Origin of the sequence: Leucobacter tenebrionis (genome assembly GCF_019884725.1) — a bacterium.
Classification (GTDB): Bacteria; Actinomycetota; Actinomycetes; order Actinomycetales; family Microbacteriaceae; genus Leucobacter; species Leucobacter tenebrionis.
Window position 1 is genome coordinate 1641160 of record NZ_CP082322.1, and the last position, 24207, is coordinate 1665366.

At 69.6% G+C, this 24207-nt stretch carries 20 protein-coding genes; 10 read left to right on the plus strand and 10 right to left on the minus strand.

Features of this window, described 5'->3' with window-relative positions; all coding sequences use genetic code 11:
- Positions 1–70: 70 nt before the first annotated feature.
- The 5 genes from KVY00_RS07610 (at position 71) to KVY00_RS07630 (ending at position 6019) form a co-directional block, all read left to right on the plus strand.
- Positions 71–2920, plus strand: coding sequence for an aminotransferase class I/II-fold pyridoxal phosphate-dependent enzyme (locus tag KVY00_RS07610; RefSeq protein ID WP_255572825.1), 2850 nt, complete (start codon positions 71–73; stop codon positions 2918–2920).
- Between the two features lie 10 nt (positions 2921–2930).
- Positions 2931–3737, plus strand: a complete 807-nt coding sequence (locus tag KVY00_RS07615; RefSeq protein WP_223045071.1) for a purine-nucleoside phosphorylase — start codon at positions 2931–2933, stop codon at positions 3735–3737.
- 150 nt (positions 3738–3887) lie between these two features.
- Entirely contained in the window at positions 3888–5207 is a 1320-nt protein-coding gene (locus tag KVY00_RS07620) for a flavin monoamine oxidase family protein (protein WP_223045072.1), read from the plus strand.
- Positions 5208–5321: 114 nt separating this feature from the next.
- Complete coding sequence (locus KVY00_RS07625) at positions 5322–5594, plus strand: FitA-like ribbon-helix-helix domain-containing protein (RefSeq protein ID WP_223045073.1); 273 nt, start codon at positions 5322–5324, stop codon at positions 5592–5594.
- On the plus strand, positions 5591–6019 hold the full coding sequence (locus tag KVY00_RS07630; RefSeq protein WP_223045074.1) for a PIN domain-containing protein: 429 nt from the start codon (positions 5591–5593) through the stop codon (positions 6017–6019). Before KVY00_RS07625 ends, KVY00_RS07630 begins: the two co-directional genes overlap by 4 nt.
- Positions 6020–6071: 52 nt before the next feature.
- Here KVY00_RS07630 and KVY00_RS07635 read toward each other — a convergent pair whose 3' ends face one another.
- From KVY00_RS07635 to KVY00_RS07650, 4 genes are read right to left on the minus strand one after another with little or no spacing between them, the layout of a single operon-like run.
- Complete coding sequence (locus tag KVY00_RS07635) at positions 6072–7772, minus strand: amidohydrolase (protein WP_223045075.1); 1701 nt, start codon at positions 7770–7772, stop codon at positions 6072–6074.
- A gap of 40 nt (positions 7773–7812) precedes the next feature.
- Positions 7813–8979: an FAD-dependent oxidoreductase gene (locus KVY00_RS07640; protein WP_223045076.1), complete on the minus strand. Its 1167-nt coding sequence runs from the start codon at positions 8977–8979 to the stop codon at positions 7813–7815.
- 11 nt (positions 8980–8990) lie between these two features.
- Complete coding sequence (locus KVY00_RS07645) at positions 8991–9347, minus strand: cupin domain-containing protein (RefSeq protein WP_223045077.1); 357 nt, start codon at positions 9345–9347, stop codon at positions 8991–8993.
- 35 nt (positions 9348–9382) lie between these two features.
- On the minus strand, positions 9383–10753 hold the full coding sequence (locus tag KVY00_RS07650) for an NAD(P)/FAD-dependent oxidoreductase (RefSeq protein WP_223045078.1): 1371 nt from the start codon (positions 10751–10753) through the stop codon (positions 9383–9385).
- A 307-nt stretch (positions 10754–11060) separates the two neighbouring features.
- Here KVY00_RS07650 and KVY00_RS07655 point away from each other — a divergent pair, with 307 nt between their 5' ends.
- Positions 11061–12470, plus strand: a complete 1410-nt coding sequence (locus KVY00_RS07655) for an MFS transporter (protein ID WP_223045079.1) — start codon at positions 11061–11063, stop codon at positions 12468–12470.
- Positions 12471–12626: 156 nt separating this feature from the next.
- Here KVY00_RS07655 and KVY00_RS07660 read toward each other — a convergent pair whose 3' ends face one another.
- From KVY00_RS07660 to KVY00_RS07675, 4 genes are read right to left on the minus strand one after another with little or no spacing between them, the layout of a single operon-like run.
- Positions 12627–13808 carry an ABC transporter ATP-binding protein gene (locus KVY00_RS07660; RefSeq protein WP_223045080.1) on the minus strand — a complete coding sequence of 394 codons (1182 nt, stop codon included), beginning with the start codon at positions 13806–13808 and terminating at the stop codon, positions 12627–12629.
- 5 nt (positions 13809–13813) lie between these two features.
- Positions 13814–14599 (minus strand): ABC transporter permease, encoded by a 786-nt coding sequence (locus KVY00_RS07665; protein ID WP_223045081.1) that lies wholly within the window; start codon positions 14597–14599, stop codon positions 13814–13816.
- A complete protein-coding gene (locus KVY00_RS07670) occupies positions 14596–15495 on the minus strand; it encodes an ABC transporter permease (protein ID WP_223045082.1) in 900 nt (299 codons plus the stop codon). The genes KVY00_RS07665 and KVY00_RS07670 overlap by 4 nt, the downstream gene beginning before the upstream one ends.
- A gap of 3 nt (positions 15496–15498) precedes the next feature.
- Positions 15499–16629, minus strand: coding sequence for an extracellular solute-binding protein (locus KVY00_RS07675; RefSeq protein WP_223045083.1), 1131 nt, complete (start codon positions 16627–16629; stop codon positions 15499–15501).
- Between the two features lie 266 nt (positions 16630–16895).
- Here KVY00_RS07675 and KVY00_RS07680 point away from each other — a divergent pair, with 266 nt between their 5' ends.
- The 4 genes from KVY00_RS07680 (at position 16896) to KVY00_RS07695 (ending at position 22432) form a co-directional block, all read left to right on the plus strand.
- Positions 16896–18161, plus strand: a complete 1266-nt coding sequence (locus KVY00_RS07680; RefSeq protein WP_394358276.1) for a flavin monoamine oxidase family protein — start codon at positions 16896–16898, stop codon at positions 18159–18161.
- A 47-nt stretch (positions 18162–18208) separates the two neighbouring features.
- A complete protein-coding gene (locus tag KVY00_RS07685; protein WP_223045085.1) occupies positions 18209–19357 on the plus strand; it encodes a PucR family transcriptional regulator in 1149 nt (382 codons plus the stop codon).
- Between the two features lie 274 nt (positions 19358–19631).
- Positions 19632–21500, plus strand: coding sequence for a phospho-sugar mutase (locus KVY00_RS07690; RefSeq protein WP_223045086.1), 1869 nt, complete (start codon positions 19632–19634; stop codon positions 21498–21500).
- Positions 21497–22432, plus strand: a complete 936-nt coding sequence (locus KVY00_RS07695) for an ADP-dependent NAD(P)H-hydrate dehydratase (protein WP_255572828.1) — start codon at positions 21497–21499, stop codon at positions 22430–22432. The genes KVY00_RS07690 and KVY00_RS07695 overlap by 4 nt, the downstream gene beginning before the upstream one ends.
- Before the next feature lie 24 nt (positions 22433–22456).
- Here KVY00_RS07695 and KVY00_RS07700 read toward each other — a convergent pair whose 3' ends face one another.
- Entirely contained in the window at positions 22457–22732 is a 276-nt protein-coding gene (locus tag KVY00_RS07700; RefSeq protein WP_223045087.1) for a DUF2277 domain-containing protein, read from the minus strand.
- A 121-nt stretch (positions 22733–22853) separates the two neighbouring features.
- Positions 22854–24158, minus strand: coding sequence for a thymidine phosphorylase (locus tag KVY00_RS07705; RefSeq protein ID WP_223045088.1), 1305 nt, complete (start codon positions 24156–24158; stop codon positions 22854–22856).
- Between the last annotated feature and the right edge of the window lie 49 nt (positions 24159–24207).

Genomic DNA, 24207 nt, shown 5'->3' on the forward strand with positions numbered 1-24207 from the left:
GTTCTAGGATCAAGGGATGGAGCGCTCCGCGGCGCCGGTGGAACGAAGAGGTTTGGAAGGACAAGCGCATATGACGAGGATCGAGCCCGGCAGCCCCACGAGTGAGCCGTCGAGTCGGATCAGCGCCGAGAAGACCTCCAGTCTGCCGCGCAGCGCCGGAACAGCCGCTCTCGAGCGCGATCCCGGCATGCCCTCGAGCACCTGGCGTCTGCGGAGCGACGCGTGGGAGTATCTGCGCTTCGCGGTGAAGCGGCTGGCTCTGAGCGGCGAGGACTCGGACGCGCTTGCGAGCGACAGCGAGATCCACCGCAACCTGCGGGCGCTCGAGACCATCGAGATGTACTGGGCCGGCTTCGGGCAGCGCTACGTGCAGAGCATCGGCGAACTGCTGAACACCGGTGATTACCGAACGGCGCTCGACCGCATCGGGAGGGTGGTCAACCGGCTTCGCGGCGACACGATCCCCGATGAGCCCCGCGACGAGCACCTCGACGAGCAGGAACGCGCGGAACAGGTCTCGGATGTCGATTCCCGCCCCCGCTTCGAGGTGCTGGTGATCGACGAGACGACACCGGCGGATCGCGACACGATGCGCACCGAGGCGCTCCGCCTGCGGGCGCCCGCCGACGCCTTCATCTACGAGTTCGTGGTCGTCCCTTCTGCCGACGACGCCGTGGCCGCCGTGCTCACCAATCCGAACATCCTCGCCTGCGTCGTGCGTCCCGGGTTCAGCGACCGCACGAGGCAGCGGCTGAGCCGGGAACTGCTGGAGACGATCCGCCTCGCCCGCTCCGAGGTGCACACGGGCCGCACCTCCGAGCGATCCTCGCTCGCGTCGGTGCAGCGGGTGCTGGGCCTCGCCGACACCCTGGCCGCGCTCCGGCCCGAACTCGACCTGTACCTCATGGCCGGCGCGCACATCGAGGATCTCGCGGGGGCGCTCACCCGTCGCTTCCGTCGCGTGTTCCGACGCGAGGATCAGCTTGAGCTCCACCTGTCGCTGCTGCGCCGGGTCTCCCACCTCTACGACACCCCGTTCTTCTCGGCGATCCAGGACCACGCCCGCCGACCCGTCGGCGTGTTCCATGCGCTGCCCATCGGCCGCGGCGGTTCGGTGATGAACTCGAAGTGGATCCGCGATCTCGCCGATTTCTACGGTATGAACCTGCTGCTCGCCGAGACCAGCGCGACCTCCGGCGGTCTCGATTCGCTGCTCGCGCCCACGGGCGCGATCAAGAAGGCGCAGGATCTCGCCGCGCGCGCGTTCGGCGCCAAGCACTCCTTCTTCGTGACCAACGGCACGTCGACCGCGAACAAGATCGTGCACCAGGCCCTCGTCTCCCCGGGGGACATCGTGCTCGTCGACCGCAACTGCCACAAGTCCCACCACCACGCGATGATGCTCACCGGCGGACGCGCCGCCTACCTCGAGGCCTACCCGCTCAACGACTTCGCCTTCTACGGCGCCGTACCGCTCGACCGCATCAAGCAGCTGCTGCTCGATTATCGCGCCGCCGGTCGGCTCGACGAGGTGCGCATGGTCACCCTCACCAACTGCACCTTCGACGGCATCGTCTACGACCCCGAGCGGGTCATGGCCGAGTGCCTCGCCATCAAGCCCGACCTCGTGTTCCTCTGGGACGAGGCCTGGTTCGCCTTCGCCGCGTTCCACCCCGTCACCCGCCGCCGCACGGCGATGGCCTCGGCACAGCGGCTCGAGGAGCGCCTCAAGACCGGAGCGCACGCCTCCGCCTACCGCGCCCAGCAGGCGCGCCTCTACGACGCCGACGGCACCCCCGCTCCCGACGAGGTGTGGCTCGAGGAACGGCTGATCCCCAGCCCCGAAGCGCGCATCCGCGTCTACGCGACCCACTCCACCCACAAGACGCTCACCGCACTGCGGCAGGGATCCATGATCCACGTCTACGACCAGGACTGGGTGCGCGAGGCCGAGGAGCCGTTCCACGAGGCCTTCATGACGCACACCTCGACCTCGCCGAACTACCAGATCCTCGCCTCCCTCGACCTCGGCAGGCGGCAGGTCGAGCTCGAGGGCTTCACCCTCGTGCAGCGCCAGCTCGACCTCGCCACGAGTCTCGCCCAGGCCATCGCCCGCCACCCTCTGCTGCGCCGCACCTACCGCGTGCTCACCGCGAACGAGCTCATCCCCGCCGAGCACCGTGAGACCCGCCGGCCAATGCCCCTGCGCGACGGCCTCGCCTCCATGTGGCAGGCGTGGGCCACCGACGAGTTCGTGATCGACCCGTCGCGCATCACCGTCGAGATCACCCGGACCGGGGTCGACGGCGACACGTTCAAGCACGAGCATCTCATGAACCGTTACGGCATCCAGGTCAACAAGACCAGCCGCAACACCGTGCTCTTCATGACCAACATCGGCACCACAAGATCGGCGGTCGCCTACCTCATCGAGGTGCTCGTGAAACTCGCCGAACGCTTCGAGGAGGAGCGGGCGCAGCGAGATCCCGAGCTCGCGGCGGCCGCCCTCGCCGCCGAGGCGCCCATGCCGCCGCTGCCCGACTTCAGCGCGTTCGCCCCGGGGTACGACGCCCCCGGCCTGCCCGACGGCGACGTGCGCGCCGCATTCTTCCGCGGCCAGCAGCGCCGCCACATCGAGCACGTGCTGCCCGGTGAACTGCGCGAGCGCGTCGCCCGCGGCGAGCAGCCCGTCTCTGCCGGTTTCGTCACCCCGTACCCGCCGGGCTTCCCGGTGCTGGTGCCGGGTCAGATCATCACGGCCGAGGTCCTCGATTTCATGGCCGTGCTCGACACCCGCGAGATCCACGGCTACGACCCGAAGCGCGGCTACCGCGTGCTGCGCGCCATGCAGAGCACGACGGGCGATGCGCAGAGCACCGTAGTTCCCGCGCAGAACCCGGCGACCGACAGGACCTCATAAGCTTGGGGGCATGAGTAACGAGCAAGATCCCGCGGCCCTCGCGTCGGCGGCCGCCGAGACCATCGCGCGCCTCACCGGCGTCGAACGGCACGACATCGGCCTCACCCTCGGCAGCGGTTGGGGCAGGGCCGCCGACGTGATCGGCGAGACCGTCGCGGTGATCCCCGCCGAGGAAGTTCCCGGATTCCACGTCTCGGGGGTGCCCGGCCACTCGGGCACGCTGCGCTCGATCCGCCTCGCGGGCGGCAAGCACGCGCTCGTGATCGGCGCGCGCACCCACTTCTACGAGGGCCGGGGGGTGCGCGCGGTCGTGCACGGCGTGCGCACGGCCGCGGCGACCGGCGCTTCGGTGATGATCCTCACCAACGGCGCCGGAGGCATCGACCCCGCGTTCAAGGCCGGCGAGCCGGTGCTCATCTCGGATCATCTCAATCTCACCGCGACGTCACCCGTCGAGGGTGCGGACTTCATCGATCTCACCGACCTGTACGCCTCGCGCCTGCGCGCGCTGGCCGTCGACGTCGAGCCGTCGCTGCAGCAGGGCGTCTACGTGCAGCTGCCCGGGCCGCACTACGAGACGCCCGCCGAGATCCACTACCTGCGCACGATCGGCGGGCAGATCGTGGGCATGTCGACCGCGCTCGAGGCCATCGCGGCGCGGCAGGCCGGGATGGAGGTGCTGGGGCTCTCGCTCATCACGAACCCCGCTGCGGGTCTGGGCGAGGATCCGCTGAGCCACGAAGAGGTGCTCGCCGAGGGCAAGGCGGCCGAGCCGAGGCTCGCCGACCTGCTCTCGCGGGTGGTCGCCCGGCTGTAGGCGCTGGCGCTCATCGGAGCCGACGCGCTGATCGCATACGTTCGTATGAAACCGGCGTCCGATTCGGTGGGAACGTCTGCCGCGGCCGCGCCGTTCCGCTGGATAAGCTGAGGGGTGTTGCAGGCAGTGTCGCCACCTGAAGGAGAGCATATGCAGTCGGTCGACGTCGTCGTCATCGGTGCCGGATTCGCGGGCCTCGTGGCCTCTCGCGAGCTGGGCAGAGCGGGGTTCGAGGTGGTGACGCTCGAGGCTCGGGATCGGATCGGCGGCCGCACCTGGACCGACTACCGACTCGGTCACGACCTCGAGATGGGCGCCAACTGGATCCACTGGGTGCAGCCTCACGTATGGGCCGAGGCGACTCGCTACGGCCGCGAGATCGTGCGCAGCCCCGCCGCGGACGAGGCCTACTGGCACGGAGCCGACGGAACCTCCCGCAAGGGCACGCTCGCCGATTTCATGGCGCTCATCGAAGAGGGACAGCAGCTGGTCATCGACGATGTGCGCGACGTCATGCCGCGGGGCTCGGAACCGCTCAATGGCCGGATCGCGGAGCTCGACTCGCTGAGCATCCAGGATCGTTTCGACGCTCTCGGGCTCGACCCCGAGGCTCGGGCCGCGAACGAGTCGGTGTGGGTCGGGCACGTGAACGCCCCCCTCGGCGAGGTCGGACTGTCGAGCGCCCTGCGCTGGGTATCGGCCACGGGTGGGCACTGGCAGCTCATGCATGAGGCCTCGGCGACGTTCCGCGTCGTCGACGGGATGCGGGGATTCACCGACGCGATAGCCGCGGACGTTCCGGGGGAGATCCGCCTGAACACGGCGGTCGCCTCGGTGACGCAGGAGGGGGACGGCGCCGACGCGCACGCGATCGTCGAGACGACCGACGGGGAGCGGATCCGCGCCCGGCGCGTCGTGAGTACACTGCCCGTCAACGCCATCGCGAGCATCCGCTTCGATCCGCCCCTCCCCGACGCCTGGCAGCGGCAGAACGCCGAGACCGTGGCCTCGCAGGGCACGAAGGTGTGGATCCGCGCCGAGGGCCACGTGCCCCGCTTCTTCGCCTACGCCAGCCAGCACCACCCCATCTCGGTGCTCAAAGCGGAGTTCTACTGCACGGACGAGCGCGGCGACTACACGATCCTCGTCGGTTTCGGCCCCGATCACACCCGCATTGAGCTCGACGACGTGGCGAGCGTGCAGGCCGCCGTCGACGCGTGCAGGCCGGGCATCACCGTGACTGAGGTGACCGCGCACGACTGGATGACGGATCCGCTCGCGGGCAACACCTGGATGACCCACCGCCCGGGCCAGCTCACCCGCGACCTCGCCGAGTTGCAGCAGCCCGACGGCGTGCTGCACTTCGCGACGACCGACAATGCGAACCTCTGGGGCGGATTCATCGACGGGGCGATCGAGAGCGGTCTCCGCGAAGCCCGACGCGTCGCTGAAGCCATCAAGCCCCACTGAGCGCGAGGGCGCGCTCAGCGCCGTCGGCGCGAGTGAGATCAGGGCTGGCCGTACCACTCTATCCAGTGATATCGTCTTCCCACGGAACGATATCACTCGAGGGAGGTGATCCCCGTGGCACAGCTGCTGATCCGCAATCTGCCCGACGAGGTGAAGGAGAGCCTGCGCGAGCGCGCCAAGAGCAACGGGCGGTCGATGGAAGCTGAAGCCCGCAAGATCCTGGTGGATTTCATCCAATCGGCCGAGAACATCGTGGTCGAGTACGAGGGCCCCTACTCGCCCGAGGCGATCTTCGAGCGCTTCGGAGTGAAGATGCTGCCGAAGAACCGCCCCGGTCGAGCTATCACGTTCGAAGAGACCCAAGCTCTGATCGATGAGTTTGTATGACAGCGCATCTCCTCGACACGAATGTTCTCATCGCGCTACTCGATCCTGACCAGACCTTCGCCTCCGAGGTAAGTGCCTGGTTCTTCTCCGAACCCGACCGACACTGGCTCACCTGCCCGATCACCGAGAATGGCGCGGTCCGTATCATCTCCTTGCCGCGATACTCCCGAAGCCAGCCTCCGCATGTCACAGTTGAGGCGCTCCGCACGCTGATGACGTTCGGCAGGCATAAGCACGTCCCCGACAATGTCTCCTTACTGAGCCCGGACATCGACGTCCGCCGCCTTCACGGCCCGGGGCAGGTCACCGATACGTATCTCGCTCTCCTCACCCAGCAGCACGGTGCGGTGTTCGCGACTCTCGACCGACGATTCTCGATCTCCGCTCTCGCCCACCCGGTCGAGGTGTTCCAAGTCCCGACCTAGGGCGACCGAGCAGGCGGCTCCGCCCCTTCGACAGGCGCAGAAAGCGGAGCCCCTACCCCTCGTGCACGACGCGGCCGTCGACGACGGTGAGACGGATCGGAACCTCGGGCAGCTCGTCGGGCGAGACCGAGACCGGGTCGGCTCCCCACACCGTGAGATCCGCGACGGCGCCGGGTGCGAGCACGCCGCGATCCGCGTGGCCCCGCGCCCGCGCCGGCCACAGCGTGTAGGCCAGCAGGGCCTCCTCGCCGGTCAGGCGCTGCGAAGGCTCGAACACGTGCGCCGAGGCATCGCCGGGGGTGTGCCGCCCGCGCGCCCAGGCCATGCCGAGCCGCGGATCGCACTGCGCAACGGGCCAGTCGGAGCCGAGCACGAGCGTGACACCGGCATCGAGCACGTCGCGCACGCGGTAGCCGGTCTCGTCGCGTCCCTCGCCGAGCCGCATCGCCCAGCTGTCGCTGTGGTCCGCGGCCCGCCACTGCATGTGCAGCGGCTGCATCGAAGCGGTGACCCCCGCGACTCCGGCGCCGCTGCTCGCGACCGCGCGCAGCTGATCCACGTCAGCATCGGAGAGCACCTCGAGGTGCTCGATGGAGTGGAACGGAAGCCCGTCTCGCGCGGGCAGCGAGGCGTAGACGTCGAGCACCCGGCTCACCGCGTAGTCTCCGACGGCGTGCGTCGCGATGAGCATGCCGGCGTCGTGGTAGGCGCGCACGACGTCGCCGAAGCGCTCCCACGACGGCCAGAACGCCGAGCGCCCGTCGCCGCACGTGTCGGGCTCGTGCAGCCAGGCCGTGCCGGTGTCGATCACTCCGTCGCTGAACAGTTTGATCGCGCCCGTCTGCCACAAACGCCCGCAACGATCCTTCGCCGCGATGACGCGGGCCACGTCGTCGTCGGTGTCGCCGACGGCGTGCCAGTGGTGCACCGTGACGCGGTGATCCAGCTCTCCCCGCTGCTCGAGTTCGGCCAGCAGCTCGACCGTGCGATCCTTGCCGTCCATGATGGCCCCGCCCGTGAGCCCGGCGGCGGCCAGCCTGCGGAACATGTCCCGCAGCGCGTCGCGCTCCTCGTCGTGCGACGGCTTCGGGGCGGCGTCGAAGAGCAGGTTGTAGGCCGTGGGTTCGCGCAGCTCTCCGGTCGGGATCCCTGAGGCGTCGACGACGATCTCGCTCGCGTCGTCGAAGTCGCGGGGGCCGGTGATGCCCGCCGCGGCGAGCGCGGGGGCCGTTCCGAGAGCGGTGTGCAGGTCGTAGCAGATGAGCGCGACGGGGCGGCCCGGGGCGGCGTCCTCGAGGAGATCGCCTCGCAGACCGGCCGGCTCACCGGCCCCCGGTCCCTCGTCTCCGTGCTCGAAGGCCTCGTACTCGAGATTCCAGCCGCGCAGCCAGGCCCCCTCGGGGAGGCGCGCGTGCTCGGCGGCGATCGCTGCGCGCAGCTCGGCGATGGTGCCGAGCCCGCCGAGGTCGATCCCGGCTGTCACGTCGGCCGCCCAGTGCGGGTGGGTGTGGCTGTCGAAGAGGCCGGGGGTCACGGTCGCGCCCGCGACATCGCGCACCTCGATGCCGGCATCGGATGCGGCGGCATCGGCGGCCGCAGCCGCAGCCGCAGCCGCCAGGATCGTCTCGTCGTCGCCGATCATCGCGATCCGGCCGTCCCTGACGAGGATCGCGGTGGCGTCGGAATCGGCATCCGTGTTGGTGCGCAATCGCGCGCCGACAATGGCGAGGTCTCCCCCTGCGGTGGCGGTCATCGATGGTCCTTTCGTGTGCTGGGGCGGTGGATCAGTGAGCTCAGTGCCTGCCGATGGCGCTGATACCCTCGCGGGGCGCCATGTCTCCGAAGCGAAGCGGGTTCCAGTGCTGCTGGAACTCCGCATCCCCCGTCCCTCCCTCGACGAGGTCGGCCAGGTACTCCCCCATGAACGCCGCGTATTTGAAGCCCTCGCCCGAATCGCCGCAGGCGAGCACAACGCTCGGGTGGGTGCGGCCGATGACGAAGTCCCCGTCGCCCGAGTCGGTCCAGGTGCAGACCTGTGCGCCGAGCACGCGGGGCGTGATCGCGGTGAGGTCGCGCTCGACGCGGGCGCGGATCACCTCGGTGCGCTCCGGCCGCTCCTCCCGGTCGAGATCGTCTCCGAGGGTGCCGTCGTGGAGCCGGCGGAGCGGGTGATCGAGACCGACCTTGTACCCGGCGTCGCCGTTCGGCATCGCGTAGATGCCCGGCTCGTCGCCGATGGGGCAGTCGACGAGGCCGGGCAGGTCCGGGGCCGGGGGCGAGACCCGCGGATCGCCGAGGTACACCACCTGCTCGATGTACGGCGTGAGCGGCAGCGAGAGGTCGAGGCCGGGCAGCAGTTCGGCCGTGCCCGGGCCCGCGCTGACGAGAGCCTGATCCCCCTCGATGCTCTCCCCGTCGGCGAGATCGACGCGCACCGAGCGCTCCGCGGGCGCGATCCCGACCACACGGGAGCGAGGACGGTAGTCGCCTCCCGCCGCGACGAATGCCGCGAGCGCGCCCCGCAGCAATCGATCGGCGTGCACCACGCCGCCCTGCTCGACGAACAGCGCGTCGCGCCCGTCCGGCCGCAGCCCCGGGAAGGCTTCGGCGACGCGCTCAGCCTCGATCTGCTCGACCGGCTGGTCGATCGCCGTGAGCGCCTCTGCCACCGCGGGCAGCGACAGGTCATCGCGCCACAGGAGCCCGGCGCGGCGGAAGACGGGTTCGCCCAGCCGCTCGCTCAGCCGCTCCATCGCGGCGAGCGTGCCGAGCATCGCGCGGGCGCGCCACACCTGCGTGTCGGCGAGACGCCACAGGCGGGAACTGCCGCCGTTCGAGGCGTACGGGCCGCCCGGCTCGAAGCGCTCGAGCAGCGTGACATCCCAGCCCCGATCCTGCAGTTGCAGCGCGGCCGGCAGGCCCCAGGCTCCCCCGCCGACGACGATCGCGCGATTGCTCATGATCCGCGTCCTCAGTCGTCGATCGTGGTGAAGTGCTTGCGCAGCGGTTCGTGCACGCGCCAGACGCCCTTCCATCCGGAGGGCATGACCATCACGTCGCCCGGGCCGAACTCCTCGGGCGCCTGCCCCTCGACCTCGATCGTGACCCGACCCGCGAGGATCGTGCAGATCTCGGTGTAGCCGTTGCGCTCGGCCGTGAAGACACCCGGCGTGCACTCCCAGAGGCCCGTGTCGATGCGGTCTCCCGACCAGATGGTCGTCGAGGCCTCTGTCAGGGCGTCGGTGAGGGCTGTCGGCTTGGGTGCGTGGGCGCCGAGATCGGCTGCGGCCGTGTCGTGGGCAGCGTGGGTGAGGACGGTGTGGCTCATGGGTTCCTTCGGGTCTCTTGGTGGGCGGCGGCGGATCAGTGCCGGCCGGTGATGACGTCGGCGACGTGCGCGATGGGCGAGGTCTTCGCGCGACCCGCGAGCTCGGCACGGTCGGCGACGCCGTAGGCCGCGTAGAGGCCCTTCGTCGCGATCCAGCGCAGCGGCTCCGGCTCCCACTTGCGCACGCGGTGGTTCACCCAGGGCAACGAGGCGATCTCGGTGTCGTCGCCGAGGATGAGATCGGTGATGGTGCGACCTGCCAGGTTGGTCGAGGTCACACCGGTGCCGACGTAGCCTCCGCCCCACGCGATGCCGGTCTCGCGGTCGAGCCCGACCGTCGCGGCCCAGTCGCGCGGCACGCCCAGCACACCGGACCAGACGTGGTCGATGGCCGCACCCCGGGTCGATGGGAAGAAGCGGTGCAGGATCTCGCTCAGCGTGTCGACAGTCACGAGCGGGGTCTGGCCGTCGGTGTCGGTCTTCGAGCCGAACTTGTAGGGCACGCCGCGCCCGCCGATCGCGATCCGGTCGTCGGCCGTGCGCTGCGCGTACATGTAGACATGCGCGAAATCGCCGAGCACCTCGCCCCGGCTCCAGTTCAGCTCCTCCCACACCTCGGCCGAGAGCGGTTCGGTCGCGATGAGCGAGGAGTTCATGGGGAGCCAGAGCCGGTGCAGGCCCTTGAGATTGGCGGTGAACCCCTCGGTCGCCCGCACCACGTACTCGGCGGAAACCGTGCCGTGCGTGGTGCGCACCCGGTGGGGCTCGATCTCGACGACGCGGGTGCGCTCGTAGATCTCGACTCCGAACCGCTCGACCGCGTCGGCGAGCCCGGCGGCGAGCTTCGCGGGTTGGATACGCGCGGCGTGCGGGTGCCACACCGCCGCGCGAGTGTTCGCGACATTGATCTTCGCCTGCGCCTCCGGCGCTTCGAGCAGTTCGAGGTCCGTGTACCGCCAGGTCTGCTCGGCCTCCGCGAACGCGCGGATCCGCGCTTCCTGGGCCGGCGTGTAGGCGACGTTGAACTCGCCGCCCTTCTTGATGTCGGCCTCGATGCCCTCGGCCTCGGTGACGCGGATCACCTCGTCGACGGTCTCGTTCATGGCGCGCTGGAAGCGCTCCGCGGCGTCGCGCCCGTGGGTCTTGACGTACTGCTCACGGCCCCCGGTGATCGCAGCCGTGAGCCAGCCGCCGTTCCGACCGGAGGCGCCGTACCCGGCGTGGCGCTGCTCGAGCATCACGACCCGAAGCTCGGGCCGGGCCTGCTTGAGGTAGTACGCGGTCCAGAGGCCGGTGTAGCCGGCGCCCACGATCGCCACGTCGGCGGTGAGGTTCCCCGGCAGCTCCGGGCGCGGCTTCGGGGCGCCGATCTGCTGCCACCAGTGGGACACGTTGCCGTTGATCATCTTCGATACTCCATCGCTCGCGAGTGCGTCGGATCCAAGAAATGCTTTGGACCCGCGATCTCCACGATACCGATCCGGCTCCCCTGGAGCATCTTTCGCAACGGATTCAGTATGCGTTTCGGTCGGGCGCTCACGATATTGTCAACAATCCCCGTTTCTAATGCCTATCCCATTTCCCCTCTCGACGGGGCGTACACTGGTTTCCGGCTCCTCACAAGGGCGCTGCACAGTCAATGGCGCTGAGCCATCGACACCACAACGACGTTGCGTGGCCGGCGCATCACCGCAATCGAAAGCTGCTCCAATCTTGTCCGCCACCTCCGCCACACCCACTCGACCGGGCGCCGCGCCCCGCAACAAGCCGTCGCGCGTCGTCCTCGCAAGCCTCATCGGCACCACGATCGAGTTCTACGATTTCTACGTCTACGCGACCGCGGCCGTGCTCGTGTTCCCGGTCCTCTTCTTCCCCACGGGCAACGACACCACCGCGCTCATCGCCTCCTTCGCGACCTTCGGCGCCGCGATGCTCGCCCGCCCGGTGGGCGCCGTCTTCTTCGGGCACCTGGGCGACCGGCTCGGCCGGAAGACCACCCTCGTCGCGTCGCTGCTCACCATGGGCATCGCGACCTTCCTCATCGGGCTGCTGCCGACTCACGAGAACATCGGGGTCTGGGCCGCGGTGCTGCTGCTCGTACTGCGCCTCGCGCAGGGTTTCGCCATCGGCGGGGAGTGGTCGGGCGCCGCACTCGTCGCCACGGAGAACGCGCCTCAGGGCAAGCGGGCCTGGTACGGCACCTTCCCCCAGCTGGGCGCGCCCCTCGGCTTCATCATCGCCAACATGCTGTTCTTCGTGATCAACAACGCGCTGGCCGATCCCGCGCACCCGGGCGTCGCATCCGAGGCCTTCCTCAGCTGGGGCTGGCGGGTGCCCTTCCTGTTCTCGGCGATCATGGTGATCATCGGCCTCTGGGTGCGACTCCGCCTCGTCGAGTCGAGCGCATTCGAGAGCGCCAAGCAGAGCGGCAAGGTCACGCGCATGCCGCTCGCCGAGGCCTTCAAGCACCACTGGCGGGGCCTCATCCTCGGCACCTTCGCCATGCTCGCGACCTATGTGCTGTTCTACCTGATGACGTCGTACACGCTCACCTTCGGCACGCGCCCCGGTCTCGAAGCCGCGCAGAGCGCCGCTGAAGCGGCGGGCGCACCCTTCGACGCGGCCGACTACGTGCCGGGGCTGGGCTACAGCTACAACGAGTTCATTCTGATGCTCGTGTTCGGGGTCGTCTTCTTCGGCATCTTCACGCTCGTCTCGGGTCCGCTGGCCGACCGCTTCGGGCGGCGCCGCACCCTCATCACCGTCACCGCGGCGATCGCGCTCTTCGGGTTCACCTTCGTGCCGCTGCTGGGCGGCGGCACGGCGACCGTGATGTTCTTCCTGGCGCTCGGCTTCACGCTCATGGGCCTCACCTTCGGCCCGATGGGGGCGTTCCTGCCCGAGATGTTCCCGACCAACGTGCGGTACACGGGATCGGCCGTGGCCTACAACGTCTCGTCGATCCTCGGCGCGGCACTCGCCCCCATCGTCGCGGTGTGGCTGTGGGGCCTCGCCGACGGCAGCCCGGTGCTGGTCGGCTTCTACCTCACCGGGGCGGCGGTGTTGACGCTCATCTCGCTCATCCTGACGCCGGAGACCAAGGACGTCGACATGGAGGCCTGATCCGCCCCCTTCATAGGCGTCGAGAGGCGGATTTCGCAGGTGATCTTCGAGAAGCACCTGCGAAATCCGCCTTTCGGCGCATCCTGAGCCGGTTGGAACGCCGCCTGTCCACTCCGCTCCCTGCGGCAAGCTCAGCGAGCGGTGTCCCGCCTGGAGCTACGTCGTCGACTCGCCTGCCTCGCCGGTGTCCACGAGCAGCACCCCCGCGGGGATGCTCCACATCATCGCGACCTCGTCGCCGCGGTTGTGGATCCTCGCCTCCTGCCCGAGCCGCACCGCACCCTCGGTGCCGTCGGGCAGGCGCACGGAGTAGCGGCGCGACGCCCCCAGGTAGGTGACATCGGTGATCGTAACCGGGATGGAGTTCTCGTTCTCGCCCACGGGGGTGCCCGCGGTCTCGAGGCGCAGGTTCTCGGGTCGGATGAGGATCGCGAGATCCTCGTGCTCGGACTGGCCGTCGGCGACCACGCGGTGACCGGCGACCTCGATCGCGGTGCGGCGGTCTCCCTCCTTCACGCCCTTGCCGAGCAGCACGGTCGACTCCCCGAGGAAGCGCCCGACGAACAGCGTCTGCGGCGCCTCGTACAGGTCCTCGGACGTGCCCACCTGCTCGATCCGGCCGTTGTTGAACACGGCGATCCGATCCGACATCGACAGCGCCTCCTCCTGATCGTGCGTGACGTACACGAACGTGGAGCCCACCTCCCGGTGGATGCGCTTGATCTCGCCTTGCAGCCACTCGCGCAGCTTCTTGTCGAGGGCGCCGAGGGGCTCGTCCATGAGCAGCACCCGCGGCTCGTAGACGAGCGCTCGCGCGAGGGCGACGCGCTGCTGCTGACCACCCGAGAGCTCGGACGGGTAGCGGTCGCCGTAGTCGCCCATGCGCACCATGCCGAGGGCGTCGGCCACCATCTTCCTCTGCTGCTCCTTGCCGATCTTGCGGCGCTGCAGCGGGTAGGCGATGTTCTCGGCCACCGTCTTGTGCGGGAACAGGGCGTAGTTCTGGAACACCATGCCGATGTCGCGCTTGTGCGGGGGCAGCTTCGCCACGGGCTTGCCGTAGATGTGCAGGTGCCCCTCGGTGACCGAGGTGAACCCGGCGATCATGTTGAGGGTCGTCGTCTTGCCCGAACCCGAGGGGCCGAGGAAGGTCATGAACTCCCCCGGCTCGATCACGAGATCGATCTCGTCGACGACGGCCTTGTCGCCGTAGCGCTTGGTCACCCCGTTCAGGCTGATGCCGGCGTCGCCGATCTGGTGGATCGCCGAGGTGTTCAACCCCCCGGCCCTCAGCTGCTGCTCGTGCTCGTCGGGCACGGGGATCTCGTTGTGAGTCATAGCGTTCACGCTACCGGTCGCTTTCTCTTCCTCGTGGCGAACTGCGCGACGAGCATCACGATCACCGAGGTGAACATCGTGATCACCGCCACCGCGGCCACAGTGGGGTCATTGGTCTGGGTGACGCTGTTGAAGATCTTCACGGGCAGCGTCTGCAAGGTCGGGGACTGGATGAACAGCGACAGGATCACCTCGTCGAACGAGGTGACGAACGCGAACAGCGCCCCCGCCGTCACACCCGGCGCGATCAGCGGCAGGGTGATGCTGAAGAACGTGCGCACCCGGCCCGCGCCCAGGGTCGCCGACGCCTGCTCCAGCCGCGGATCCAGGCCCTGCAGCGAGGCCATCACGTTCGTGATCACCAGCGGCATCGACACGATGGTGTGCGCGAGCACGAATCCGGGCAGCGTGCCCAGCAGATCCATGCGCAGGAACAGCGAGTACAGGCCGACGGCGAGCACGATGCCGGGCACGATCAACGGCAGCAGGAAGTAGCCCTCCATGAGCCCCTTGCCCCTGAACTTCACCTTCGACAGGCCCAGCGCTGCGAGCACGCCCACCGCGGTCGCCACGATCATCGTGAGCACGGCGACCTGCAGCGATGATCCCAGTGCCTGCAGCCACGACGGGTCGGTGACGAAGTTCTCGTACCATCGCGTCGAGAACCCCTTCGGCGGGAAGTTGAACGACGACGCCTCGTTGAACGACATCGGGATGATGATGAGCGTCGGCACGATCAGCCACAGTACGATCAGCACCGAGAACGCCCCGAGGATGCGTTTGGAAGTCATCGGTTCACCCCCGGGAAGAGGCTGCCGCCCCGGTTGAATCTCGAGACGACGACGAGGATGAGGATCGTGCACACCAGCAGGAAGATGCCGAGCGCGGTGCCCTGGCCCCACATCAGGAACACGCTGATCTGCTGCTGAATGAGCGCCGAGATCATGATCTCCTTCGAAGAGCCCAGCAGGGCGGGGATGATGTAGAAGCCGAGGCCGAGGATGAACACGGTCACCCCGCCTGAGAAGATGCCGGGCCGCGAGAGCGGCAGATACACGGTGAAGAACGCCGTCACCGGGTTCGCGCCCAGGTTCGACGCGGCCGGCAGCAGCCGCTTGTCGATCTTCGCCATCGACGAGTACAGCGGCAGCACCATGAACGGCAGCAGCACCTGGCACATGCCGAGCGCCACGCCGAAGGTGGTGCGGATCAGGGGAATGGGTCCGATCCCGAACCACGCCGCCAGCAGCCCGTTGATCGGGCCCGTGTCCTGCAGCAGCACCATCCAGGCGAGCGTGCGCACCAGGATCGACGTCCACAGCGGCATCATGATGAACAGCTGCATGACGTTGCGCGTGCGATCGGACACGATGGTCATCAGATAGGCGTACGGGTACGCGAGCAGCAGGCACACGATGGTGACGAGGATCGCGGTGCCGAAGGTGCGCAGCACCACGTTGAGGTTGGCTTCAGTGGTGAACAGCCAGACGTAGTTCTGCGCTCCCAGCTGCGGATCCGTGATCGAGCGGATGAACACATCCACCAACGGCGCCAGGAAGAACAGGGAGACGATCACGAATGCCGGGATCAGCAGCAGAAGCGGGCGCCAATTCCTCGGCCCCCGCTTCCGCCGCCCGGCATCCGCACCGGAGACCGCGATGGCCTCGGTGACGGTGCCCTCGCTCATGGGCTAGTTCCCGGTCGCCCAACCGGCCCAGGCGGCCGCGAGCGCGTCGTAGTTCTCGACCCAGAAGTCGACGTTCGGCGCGATGCCGGTGTCGAGGTGCTCGGTCGTCATCCACTGGGTGAGCAGCTCGTCCATCTCGGGCTTCGCATCGACGTTCACCCCGCCGTAGGAGGTGAGCTCGGTCATCTTCGCCTGCTGCTCGGCGCCGATCGAGTAGTTCACCGCCGCGAAGGCGGCCTGCTTGTCCTTGACACCCTTGGGGATGCCGTTCGAGTCGACCATGATCATCCACTCGTCCCACATCGGAGCGACCGGCGCCCCGGCGTTGGCTGCGCCATAGCCGCGACCCGACCAGACGAGACCCATCACGGCCTCGCCCGCCTCGAGCTGCTGCTGCGCCTGCGCGCCCGTGGTCCAGCCGATCACGTCGTCGCCGAGGTCGCGGTACATGTCGAAGGCGCCCTCGATGTCCTCGGGCTTCAGATTCTTCACGTCCTTACCCTGGGCGGTCAGCGCGAACTCGACAGTCTGCGGATCGACGTAGGTCGACTGGCTCACGGTGCGCTTGCCCGGGAACTTCTCGGTGTCGAAGAAGTCGGCCGCGCTCGTCGGCGGATTGTCGCCGAACTTGTCGGTGTTGTAGACGAGGACGAGGCCGTAGAGGATCTGCGGCACCATGCAGTCGTCGGTGATGGTGCCCTCGGGGATTTTCGAGGTGTCGATCTGCGAGTAGTCGTACTTCTCGTAGAGCGTGCCGCAGCCGCGCGCGGTGTCGAACTGGGTCGTGTTCACGATGTCCCAGCTGACATTGCCGCTGTCGACCATGGCCTTGAGCTTGCCTGCATCGAACGCGTCCTGATTGAACTCGGCGCCGGATGCCTCGGCGAACGGGTTCCACAGCGCCTCGGTCTGCCCGTCCTGGAACACGCCGCCGGATCCGGCGAACGTGAGCGTCACTCCTTCGAGTGCGCCCTCCTTGATCTCGCCCGCGACCGGGGTGCCGAGATCGCGCTCGGGCGCGGGCTCCTCGTCACCGCCCCCGCCGCTGCAGCCGACCAGCGCGAGTGCGAGCGCCGCCGATCCTGCGACGAGCGAAACACCCCGCCGCGTCTTGGTGTCTTTGAGAATTGACATGTACTTCCTCACTTCATCGTGATGGTGGTGGCCAGACTCGCGCCATCGTCGAGATGGTCGATCTCAGCCCTGCCGCTTCCCGAACCTAGCTGGCACCTCCGACATCCATACGGCCCGTTACGCCTTCGTTACCGCCCGGCGGCATCTTTCATAGATTCGTATGGCGAGGCCGGGCGACGTGGTACGAACATAAGGTTTCGCGCACGAGTAGCGGTCAAGGGGGTCCGGCGACGCGCGTCGGTCCCTAGCATGGGTGGCGGGCAGGAGTGCCCGCATCAGCTGTTCGTTCGAGGAGGAACGCAATGGACATCGTCGTCGTCGGAGCCGGGCTCGCCGGGCTCACCGCCGCGTGGGAGCTGAGCAAGGCCGGGCATCGGTGCACCGTGCTCGAGGCTCGGGATCGTGTGGGCGGCCGTACCTGGTCGGAGCGTCTCGGCAACGGCGAGGTGACCGAGCGCGGCGGCGAGTACATCTTCCCGACCGAGTTCGCGATCCGCCGCCTCTCCGCCGAGGTGGGCGTGCCGATCATGTCGCACAACGTTCGCTACGGCAGGCGGACCGTGAACGGACGTGTGATCTCGTTCGAGGAGCTGGGCGAGACGAGCGAGCGGGTGCGATCGACGCTCGCCCGCATGCTCGACGACGGCGAGCGCGAGGTGTCTCTGGAGCGGGCGTTCGCCGAAGCGCTGGGGGCCGACTACCGCCTCGACCCCGTCTACCGTCGCACCACGACGTCGGCGGCGGCCGATCCCGCCCTCGTGAGCGCCGAGGCGGTGCTGCTGCACGAGTCATCCACCGTGGGAGGCTACATCGAGGACGGCGGCCGCTTCGTCGGCGGCAACCAGTCGCTCTCGCTCGAGCTCGCGCGTCGTCTCGGCGACCGGGTGCGCCTGGAGCATCCGATCTCGGCGCTCGACCAGTCGGCCACGGGCGTGCAGGTGACGCTGCACGACGGAGCGCGGATCGACGCCGACGCGGCGGTGCTCGCCGTACCTCTGCCGATCCTGCGCGAACTGCGGCTCGGGTTCGAACTGCCCGAGGATCAGCAGCGCGCGCTCGACCACCGGTTCATGGGCGTCGCCGCGAAGCTCGGCGTGCCCCTCTCCCGGGTCGACGACGACATCGCGCTGCAGAACGCCGAGCACACCTGGTGGTCGTGGCGCTCATTGTCGGTCGACGGCGAGCACCGCATCGACGCCCTCTCCTCGTTCGCGGGCGGCCCGTTCGCGCTCGAGGCGCTCCGAGTCGAGGCGGGCCCGGACGACTGGGTGCGCGCGCTGCACGAGATGCGGCCCCGCCTCGAGATCGACGGAGACGTGCTGCTCACCACCTGGGCCGACGACCCATGGGCCCGTGGCTCGTACAGCGCTCCCGGGTTGCACTGGAGCGCCGCCGATGCGCACGTCTTCGAGCGCACCGCGGGCCGCGTCGCCATCGCCGGCGAGCACACCGGTCTCGCGCAGTCGCTGTCGGGAGCGGTCGCATCGGGGTACCGGGCCGCCGCTGCGATCGAGCGCGAGTTCAGCGGGTGAGCGCGGCGACGGCCGCCGCACCGCGCGCCCGAATGTACGCTTGAGCCATGACCTTCACCGTGAGGTCGCTGCTCGACCTGCCAGCCGTACGCACGAGGTCGCTGACCCCCGGCGTCGGGGAGGACCGCGCGATCACATGGGCCCACGTGTGCGAACTGCCCGACCCGTGGCGATGGCTCGGAGACGGAGCCCTCGTGATGACGACCGGGATCGGCGTACCGCGCACGACCGACGAGCAGTGCGGGTACCTGCGGGGGATGCAGGCGGTCGGGATCGCGGCCGTCGCGGTCGACGAGCAGATGATGAGTGCGCCGTTCACCGAGCCTGCGCTCGCCTATGCCTCGCACATCGGCTTCCCGGTGCTGTCGACGGAGCACGAGGTGCCGTACGTCGCTCTCGCAATGGCCGTCGCCGAGGCCGTGCAGCGCAGTCGCGACAAGCTCGTCCAGGAGACCGAGCAGCGTTACGGTGCCCTGCTGCTCGCGGAACTGTGCACCGGATCGCTGCCCGCCGATACGGCCGCGCGGCTGGTCGAGCCGCACGGCGTGCGACGCCCCGCGCTGGTCGCGGTCGCGCAGAATCGAGATCCCGAAGCCCTGCACCTGCACGTGCGCGCGGCCTTCGCCCAGCGGCTCCTGCCCTCGCTCACCAGGGTCGAGGGGGACCAGGTGCTGATGCTCGCGGAGGCCGGGGACGCCCTCGAGGCGGCGCTCGAGGCCGTCGCGACCGGGACGACCCGCGTGGGCACCAGCGCCCCGTTCGACGAGTTCGACGAGGTGCCGAACGCGCTGCTGCAGGCGCGCAGCGCGCTGATCCGCAACCATCTCGCCAGCGGGGTGCTGCACTTCGGAGAGCACGAGACCACCTCGCTGTTCCTCCCGAGCAGCGCCGAACAGCTGCGCCGCATCGCGAACCAGGTGCTCGGCCCGCTGCGCACCTACGACGAGCAGCGCGGCACGTCGCTCACGCAGACCCTGCGCGTGTTCCTCGAGGAGAACCGCAGCTGGGTTCGCGCCGCCGAGCGGCTGTTCGTGCACCGGCAGACGCTCATCGCCCGCATCTCACGCATCGAGAAGATCATCGACCGCGACCTCTCGTCGATCGAGGACACGGCCGAGTGCTGGCTCGCCGTGCAGGCCGCGATCGGCTGCGGGGATCTGGAGCCCGACGACGCGGCGGCCCCGGCCGAGGGATGAGGGCTGGGGCTGCTGTGATCCGCCCTCGCCGGGTCCGCGCCCCGTCCGCTCCGCCGCCTCCGCGCCTCGCCCGCTCCGTCACCCCCGCCCCGGGCCGGCCCTGCCGCCCCTGCAGCACCGATCTGCCTTCCAGCACACCGAATCGCGGGTTTCAGTGTGCTGGAAGGCAGATCGGTGCCGCAGGGTCGGCGGTCAGGGCGCCGCAGCCTTCGACCGGGTGCGGAATGGTAGCTTGAAAACACCGCGGCACCCGCCGCGGAAGGGAGGGACCGCGATGGCACAGCCTGACAGTGGGACGCCGAAGAGCGGCCGAGCATCCGCGCGTGCCGATGAAGCGCTGCGCGCGCTCGTCGCCGAGGCCGAGGTCTGGGCCGAGCACGACATCGACCCGGCGACCCGGGCCGAGACGAGGCGCCTCGTCGCAGCGGCGCAGGGCGGCGATGAGACCGCCGCCGCGGAGCTGGCGGACGCGTTCGACGGCAGGCTCGCGTTCGGCACTGCCGGGCTGCGCGGCAGGCTCGGCGCCGGCCCCCGCCGCATGAACCGGGTGGTGGTCTCGCAGACGAGCGCCGGCTTCGCCGACTACCTGCTCGAGCGCGCGGCGGCAGACGGCACGGGCGCCGCTCCGTCGGTCGTCATCGGCTACGACGCCCGCGTGAACTCCGACGTCTTCGCGCGCGACACGGCCGAGATCATGGAGGGCGCCGGTGTTCGCGTCTTCCTGCTGCCGGAGGCGGGCCCCACGCCGCTCACCGCCTTCGCCGTGCGCCATCTCGACGTCTCGGCCGGCGTGATGATCACGGCGAGCCACAATCCGCCGCGCGACAACGGGTACAAGGTGTACCTCGGCGATGGGGACGCGGGATCGCAGATCGTTCCTCCCGTCGACGGGCTCATCGCGGCGCACATCGACAAGCGCGCGCAGGGGCCCGTCTCGCGACTCCCCCGCTCGACCGCCTACACGGTGCTGGGCCGAGGCGTCGCCGACGCCTACGTCGCCGAGACCTCGGCGGCCGTACTCGCGGGCCTTCCCCAGCGCCCCGAAGCGCCGGGGGTCACCGTCGGTGCCGACACCGACCTGAAGATCGTGTACACCGCGATGCACGGCGTCGGATCCGCGATCGCGCAGCGCGTGTTCATGTCGACAGGCCTCCCCCGGGTGGTCCCGGTGCGCGAGCAGGACGCGCCCGACGGCAAGTTCCCCACGGTCTCCTTCCCGAACCCGGAGGAGCCGGGGGCGCTCGATCTCGCCTTCCGCACGGCACGCAGCCTCGGGGCCGACCTCGTGGTCGCGCACGACCCCGACGCCGACCGCCTCGCGCTCGCGCTGCCGCACCCCGATGAGCCCTCGGGGTACCGCCGCCTCACCGGCAACGAGCTCGGGCTGCTGCTCGGCTGGCGGGCCGCGGAGCGCGAGCGTGTCAGGGCATCGCTCGCGGGCACCCCGGTCTCGGGCGCCCTCGCCTGCACGATCGTCTCCTCCCCCGCGCTGCGCGCCGTCGCTCGCGGGTACGGGCTCGGCTACGCAGAGACCCTCTCGGGCTTCAAGTGGGTATCGCGAGTGCCAGGACTCGTCTTCGGGTTCGAGGAGGCGCTGGGCTACCTCACGCACCCCGATATCGTGCGCGACAAGGACGGCATCTCGGCCAGCGCCGACGCGATCGCGATGGCGCGCGAGGCCGCGGCCGAGGGACGCACGCTGTGGGACCTGCTCGACGACGCGGGCGAGCGCTTCGGTCACTTCGCGAGCGGGCAGATCACGTTGCGCCTTCCGTCGATGGCTGCGGCATCCGAACTCGCCGCCCGCGTCAGACAGGAACCCCCTCGGGCATTCGGCGACATCGAGATCGAATCGACTCAGGACCTGCTGATGCCCGGCCTCGCGGAGGTTCCCGCGGACGTGCTGCGCTACGATCTCGCCGACGGATCACGTGTGATGATCAGACCCAGCGGCACCGAGCCGAAGCTCAAGATCTATCTCGACACCTTCAGCGACGAGGGATCCGCGCAGCGGCGCCGTGAGACGGCCGAGCAGGCGCTCGAGACGCTCGAGGCCGCAGTGCGGGAGTACCTCGACGGGCTGCAGAGGGAATCCGGATCCGATTCCCCGCACAGCGCTGAGAACGGCGCCGAGGCATCGTGACCGAGCGCTGGACACGGGATCGCGCGGCGGAGTGGCTGCCGCGCCCGGGTGCCGGCGATGACAAGTACCGGCGAGGAGTGCTCGGCATGCGCACCGGCTCGGCGCACTACCCCGGGGCCGCGGTGCTCGGCGTCTCCGCCGCGTGGCGTACGGGCGTCGGCATGGTGCGCTACGTGGCACCCACCGACGACTCCCCCGCACCGTACGGTCTGCCCGCTCCGTCGGCCGCGGTGCTGGCGGCGCGCCCCGAGACGGTGTTCGGCGAACCCGGATCCCGCCCCTGCGACGCCTGGGTCGTCGGCTCCGGCACCGATCCCGGCCGCCGCTCGCCCGACGAGCGGACGGCCCTGCTCGAACTGCTGCGCGGCGAGGCACCGGTCGTGATCGATGCGGGCGCACTCGATCTCGTCACCGTCGACGGAGAGGCGGGATCCGGTGCCGCCCGCAGGCTCACCGCTCCGACGATCCTCACACCGCACGGCGGCGAGTTCGAGCGGCTGTGGGAGGCCGCGGGCATGGGCGGACTGCCGGAGGGCTGGGATCCCCGCGGCGGCGACCCGGAAGCGCGCGCCGCTGCCGCCGGCCGGCTCGCAGAACGGCTGAGGGCGACGGTGCTGCTGAAGGGCTCGATCACACTGTGTGTGACGCCGAACGGTGAGCACCTGGCCGCGGGGCCGGCCACTCCCTGGCTCGCGACCGCGGGAACCGGCGACGTTCTCGGAGGCATCCTGGGTGCGCTCGTCGCGGCTCACTCCGAGGCGGTGCGGCGGAATCCCGAGTTGCTCGGACCCCTGGGCGCCACCGCAGCGCTGCTCCACGACGCAGCGGCGCGGGTCGCGGCCCACGATCTCGAAGCCACGGGTTGCGGTCGCCCGATCGCCGCCCTCGACGTCGCGGACGCGATTCCCGAGGCCTTCGCAGCCCTCGCCTGAGCGGGCCCGGCCGGGCCCTGAGCGTCAGCGGTCGTAGCGGCCGGACGAGATGGCGCGCGCCCGCTTCTTCTCGGCCTCGACCTCTCGGCTCTTGGGCGGCGTCGTGGCGACCAGCTCGTCGAGCAGGTGCTGCGTGGCGTGGGCGATCTCGGCCACCGCACGCTCGAAGGCGGGCGCGTTCGCCTTCGAGGGCCTCGTGGTTCCCGCGATCTTCCGCACGTACTGAAGCGCGGCGGCGTGGACCTCATCGCTCGTTGCTGCGGGCTCGAAGTTATGAAGGGTATGAATGCTGCGACACATACCGACACGCTACGCCGATCCCGCGTGCCGGTCGAGCCTCATTCGCGGGACTCCTCGAGCTCGCCGAAGGGTGCGCGACGCCGTCTCAGTCCCCTTCGACAGGCTCAGGGAACGATAGGCCTCAGTCAGCGATCACGCGCTCCACGACGAGGGGACGCGGATCCGGAACCCCCTCTCCGATCTCCACCGCAGAAGCGAGCGACTCGATGCCTCGCGCCATCCGCCCCGGAGAATCGCACGAGACCTCGAACAGCGGGTCGCCGGCCCGCACCCGATCGCCCGGCCTCACGAGCACCTCGACCCCGGCCGCATGGTCCACCGGATCACCCGGCCGCGCGCGGCCTGCGCCGAGGCGCCACACTCCGACGCCCACGGCGCGGGCGTCGACGCGCTGCACGATCCCCTCGGACACCGCCCGCACGGTCTCCGTCTCGTGCGCGACGGGCAACGGCGCATCGGGGTCACCGCCCTGCCCCGCGATGAGTCTCCGCCACGCGTCCATCGCCCGACCGTCGGCGAGAGCCGCCTCGGGGTCCGCATCTCCGCGCCCGGCGAGCTCCAGCATCTCCCGCGCCAGCGCCAGCGTCAGCTCCACCACATCGGCCGGCCCGCCGCCCGACAGCACCTCGACCGCCTCGCGCACCTCGTTCGCGTTTCCGACCGCCCGTCCGAGCGGTGCGTCCATGTCGGTGATGAGCGCCACCGTGCGCAGGCCCGAATCGGCGCCCAGCCTGGTCATCGTCTCCGCGAGATCCCGCGCATCGTCGACCGACGGCAGGAACGCGCCCGAACCGAACTTCACGTCGAGCACCAGCCCGTCGGCGCCCTCGGCGATCTTCTTGCTCATGATCGAGGAGGCGATCAGCGGGACCGAGGCGACAGTGCCCGTCACATCGCGCAGCGCGTACATCGCACGATCCGCCGGCGCGAGACCCGACCCCGCAGCGCAGATCACACCGCCCACGTCGCGCAGCATGCGTTCCATCTCATCGTTGGACAGCGCGGCCCGCCAACCCGGAATCGACTCGAGCTTGTCGAGGGTGCCGCCCGTGTGCCCCAGCCCGCGCCCTGACAGCTGCGGCACCGCGACCCCCAGCGAGGCCATGAGCGGCACCAGCGGCAGCGTGATCTTGTCGCCCACACCGCCCGTCGAGTGCTTATCGATCGCGGGGCGCCCCAGCCCCGAGAAACTCATGCGCTCGCCGCTCGCGATCATCGCAGCGGTCAGATCACGGATCTCGTCGCGCCCCATTCCCTGGATCACGACCGCCATGAGCAGCGCACTCATCTGCTCGGGTGCCACAGCACCTCGGGTGAACGCGTCGACCAGCCAGTCGATCTCGGCTCGGGTGAGCACCCCCGCGAATCGCTTGCGGGTGATCAAGTCGACGACGTCGAAAGGTTCGGGATCCCTGAGCTGCTCCATGACAACAGCCTAGGCGGAGCCACCGACATTCTCGGTCGATGAGCGTCTC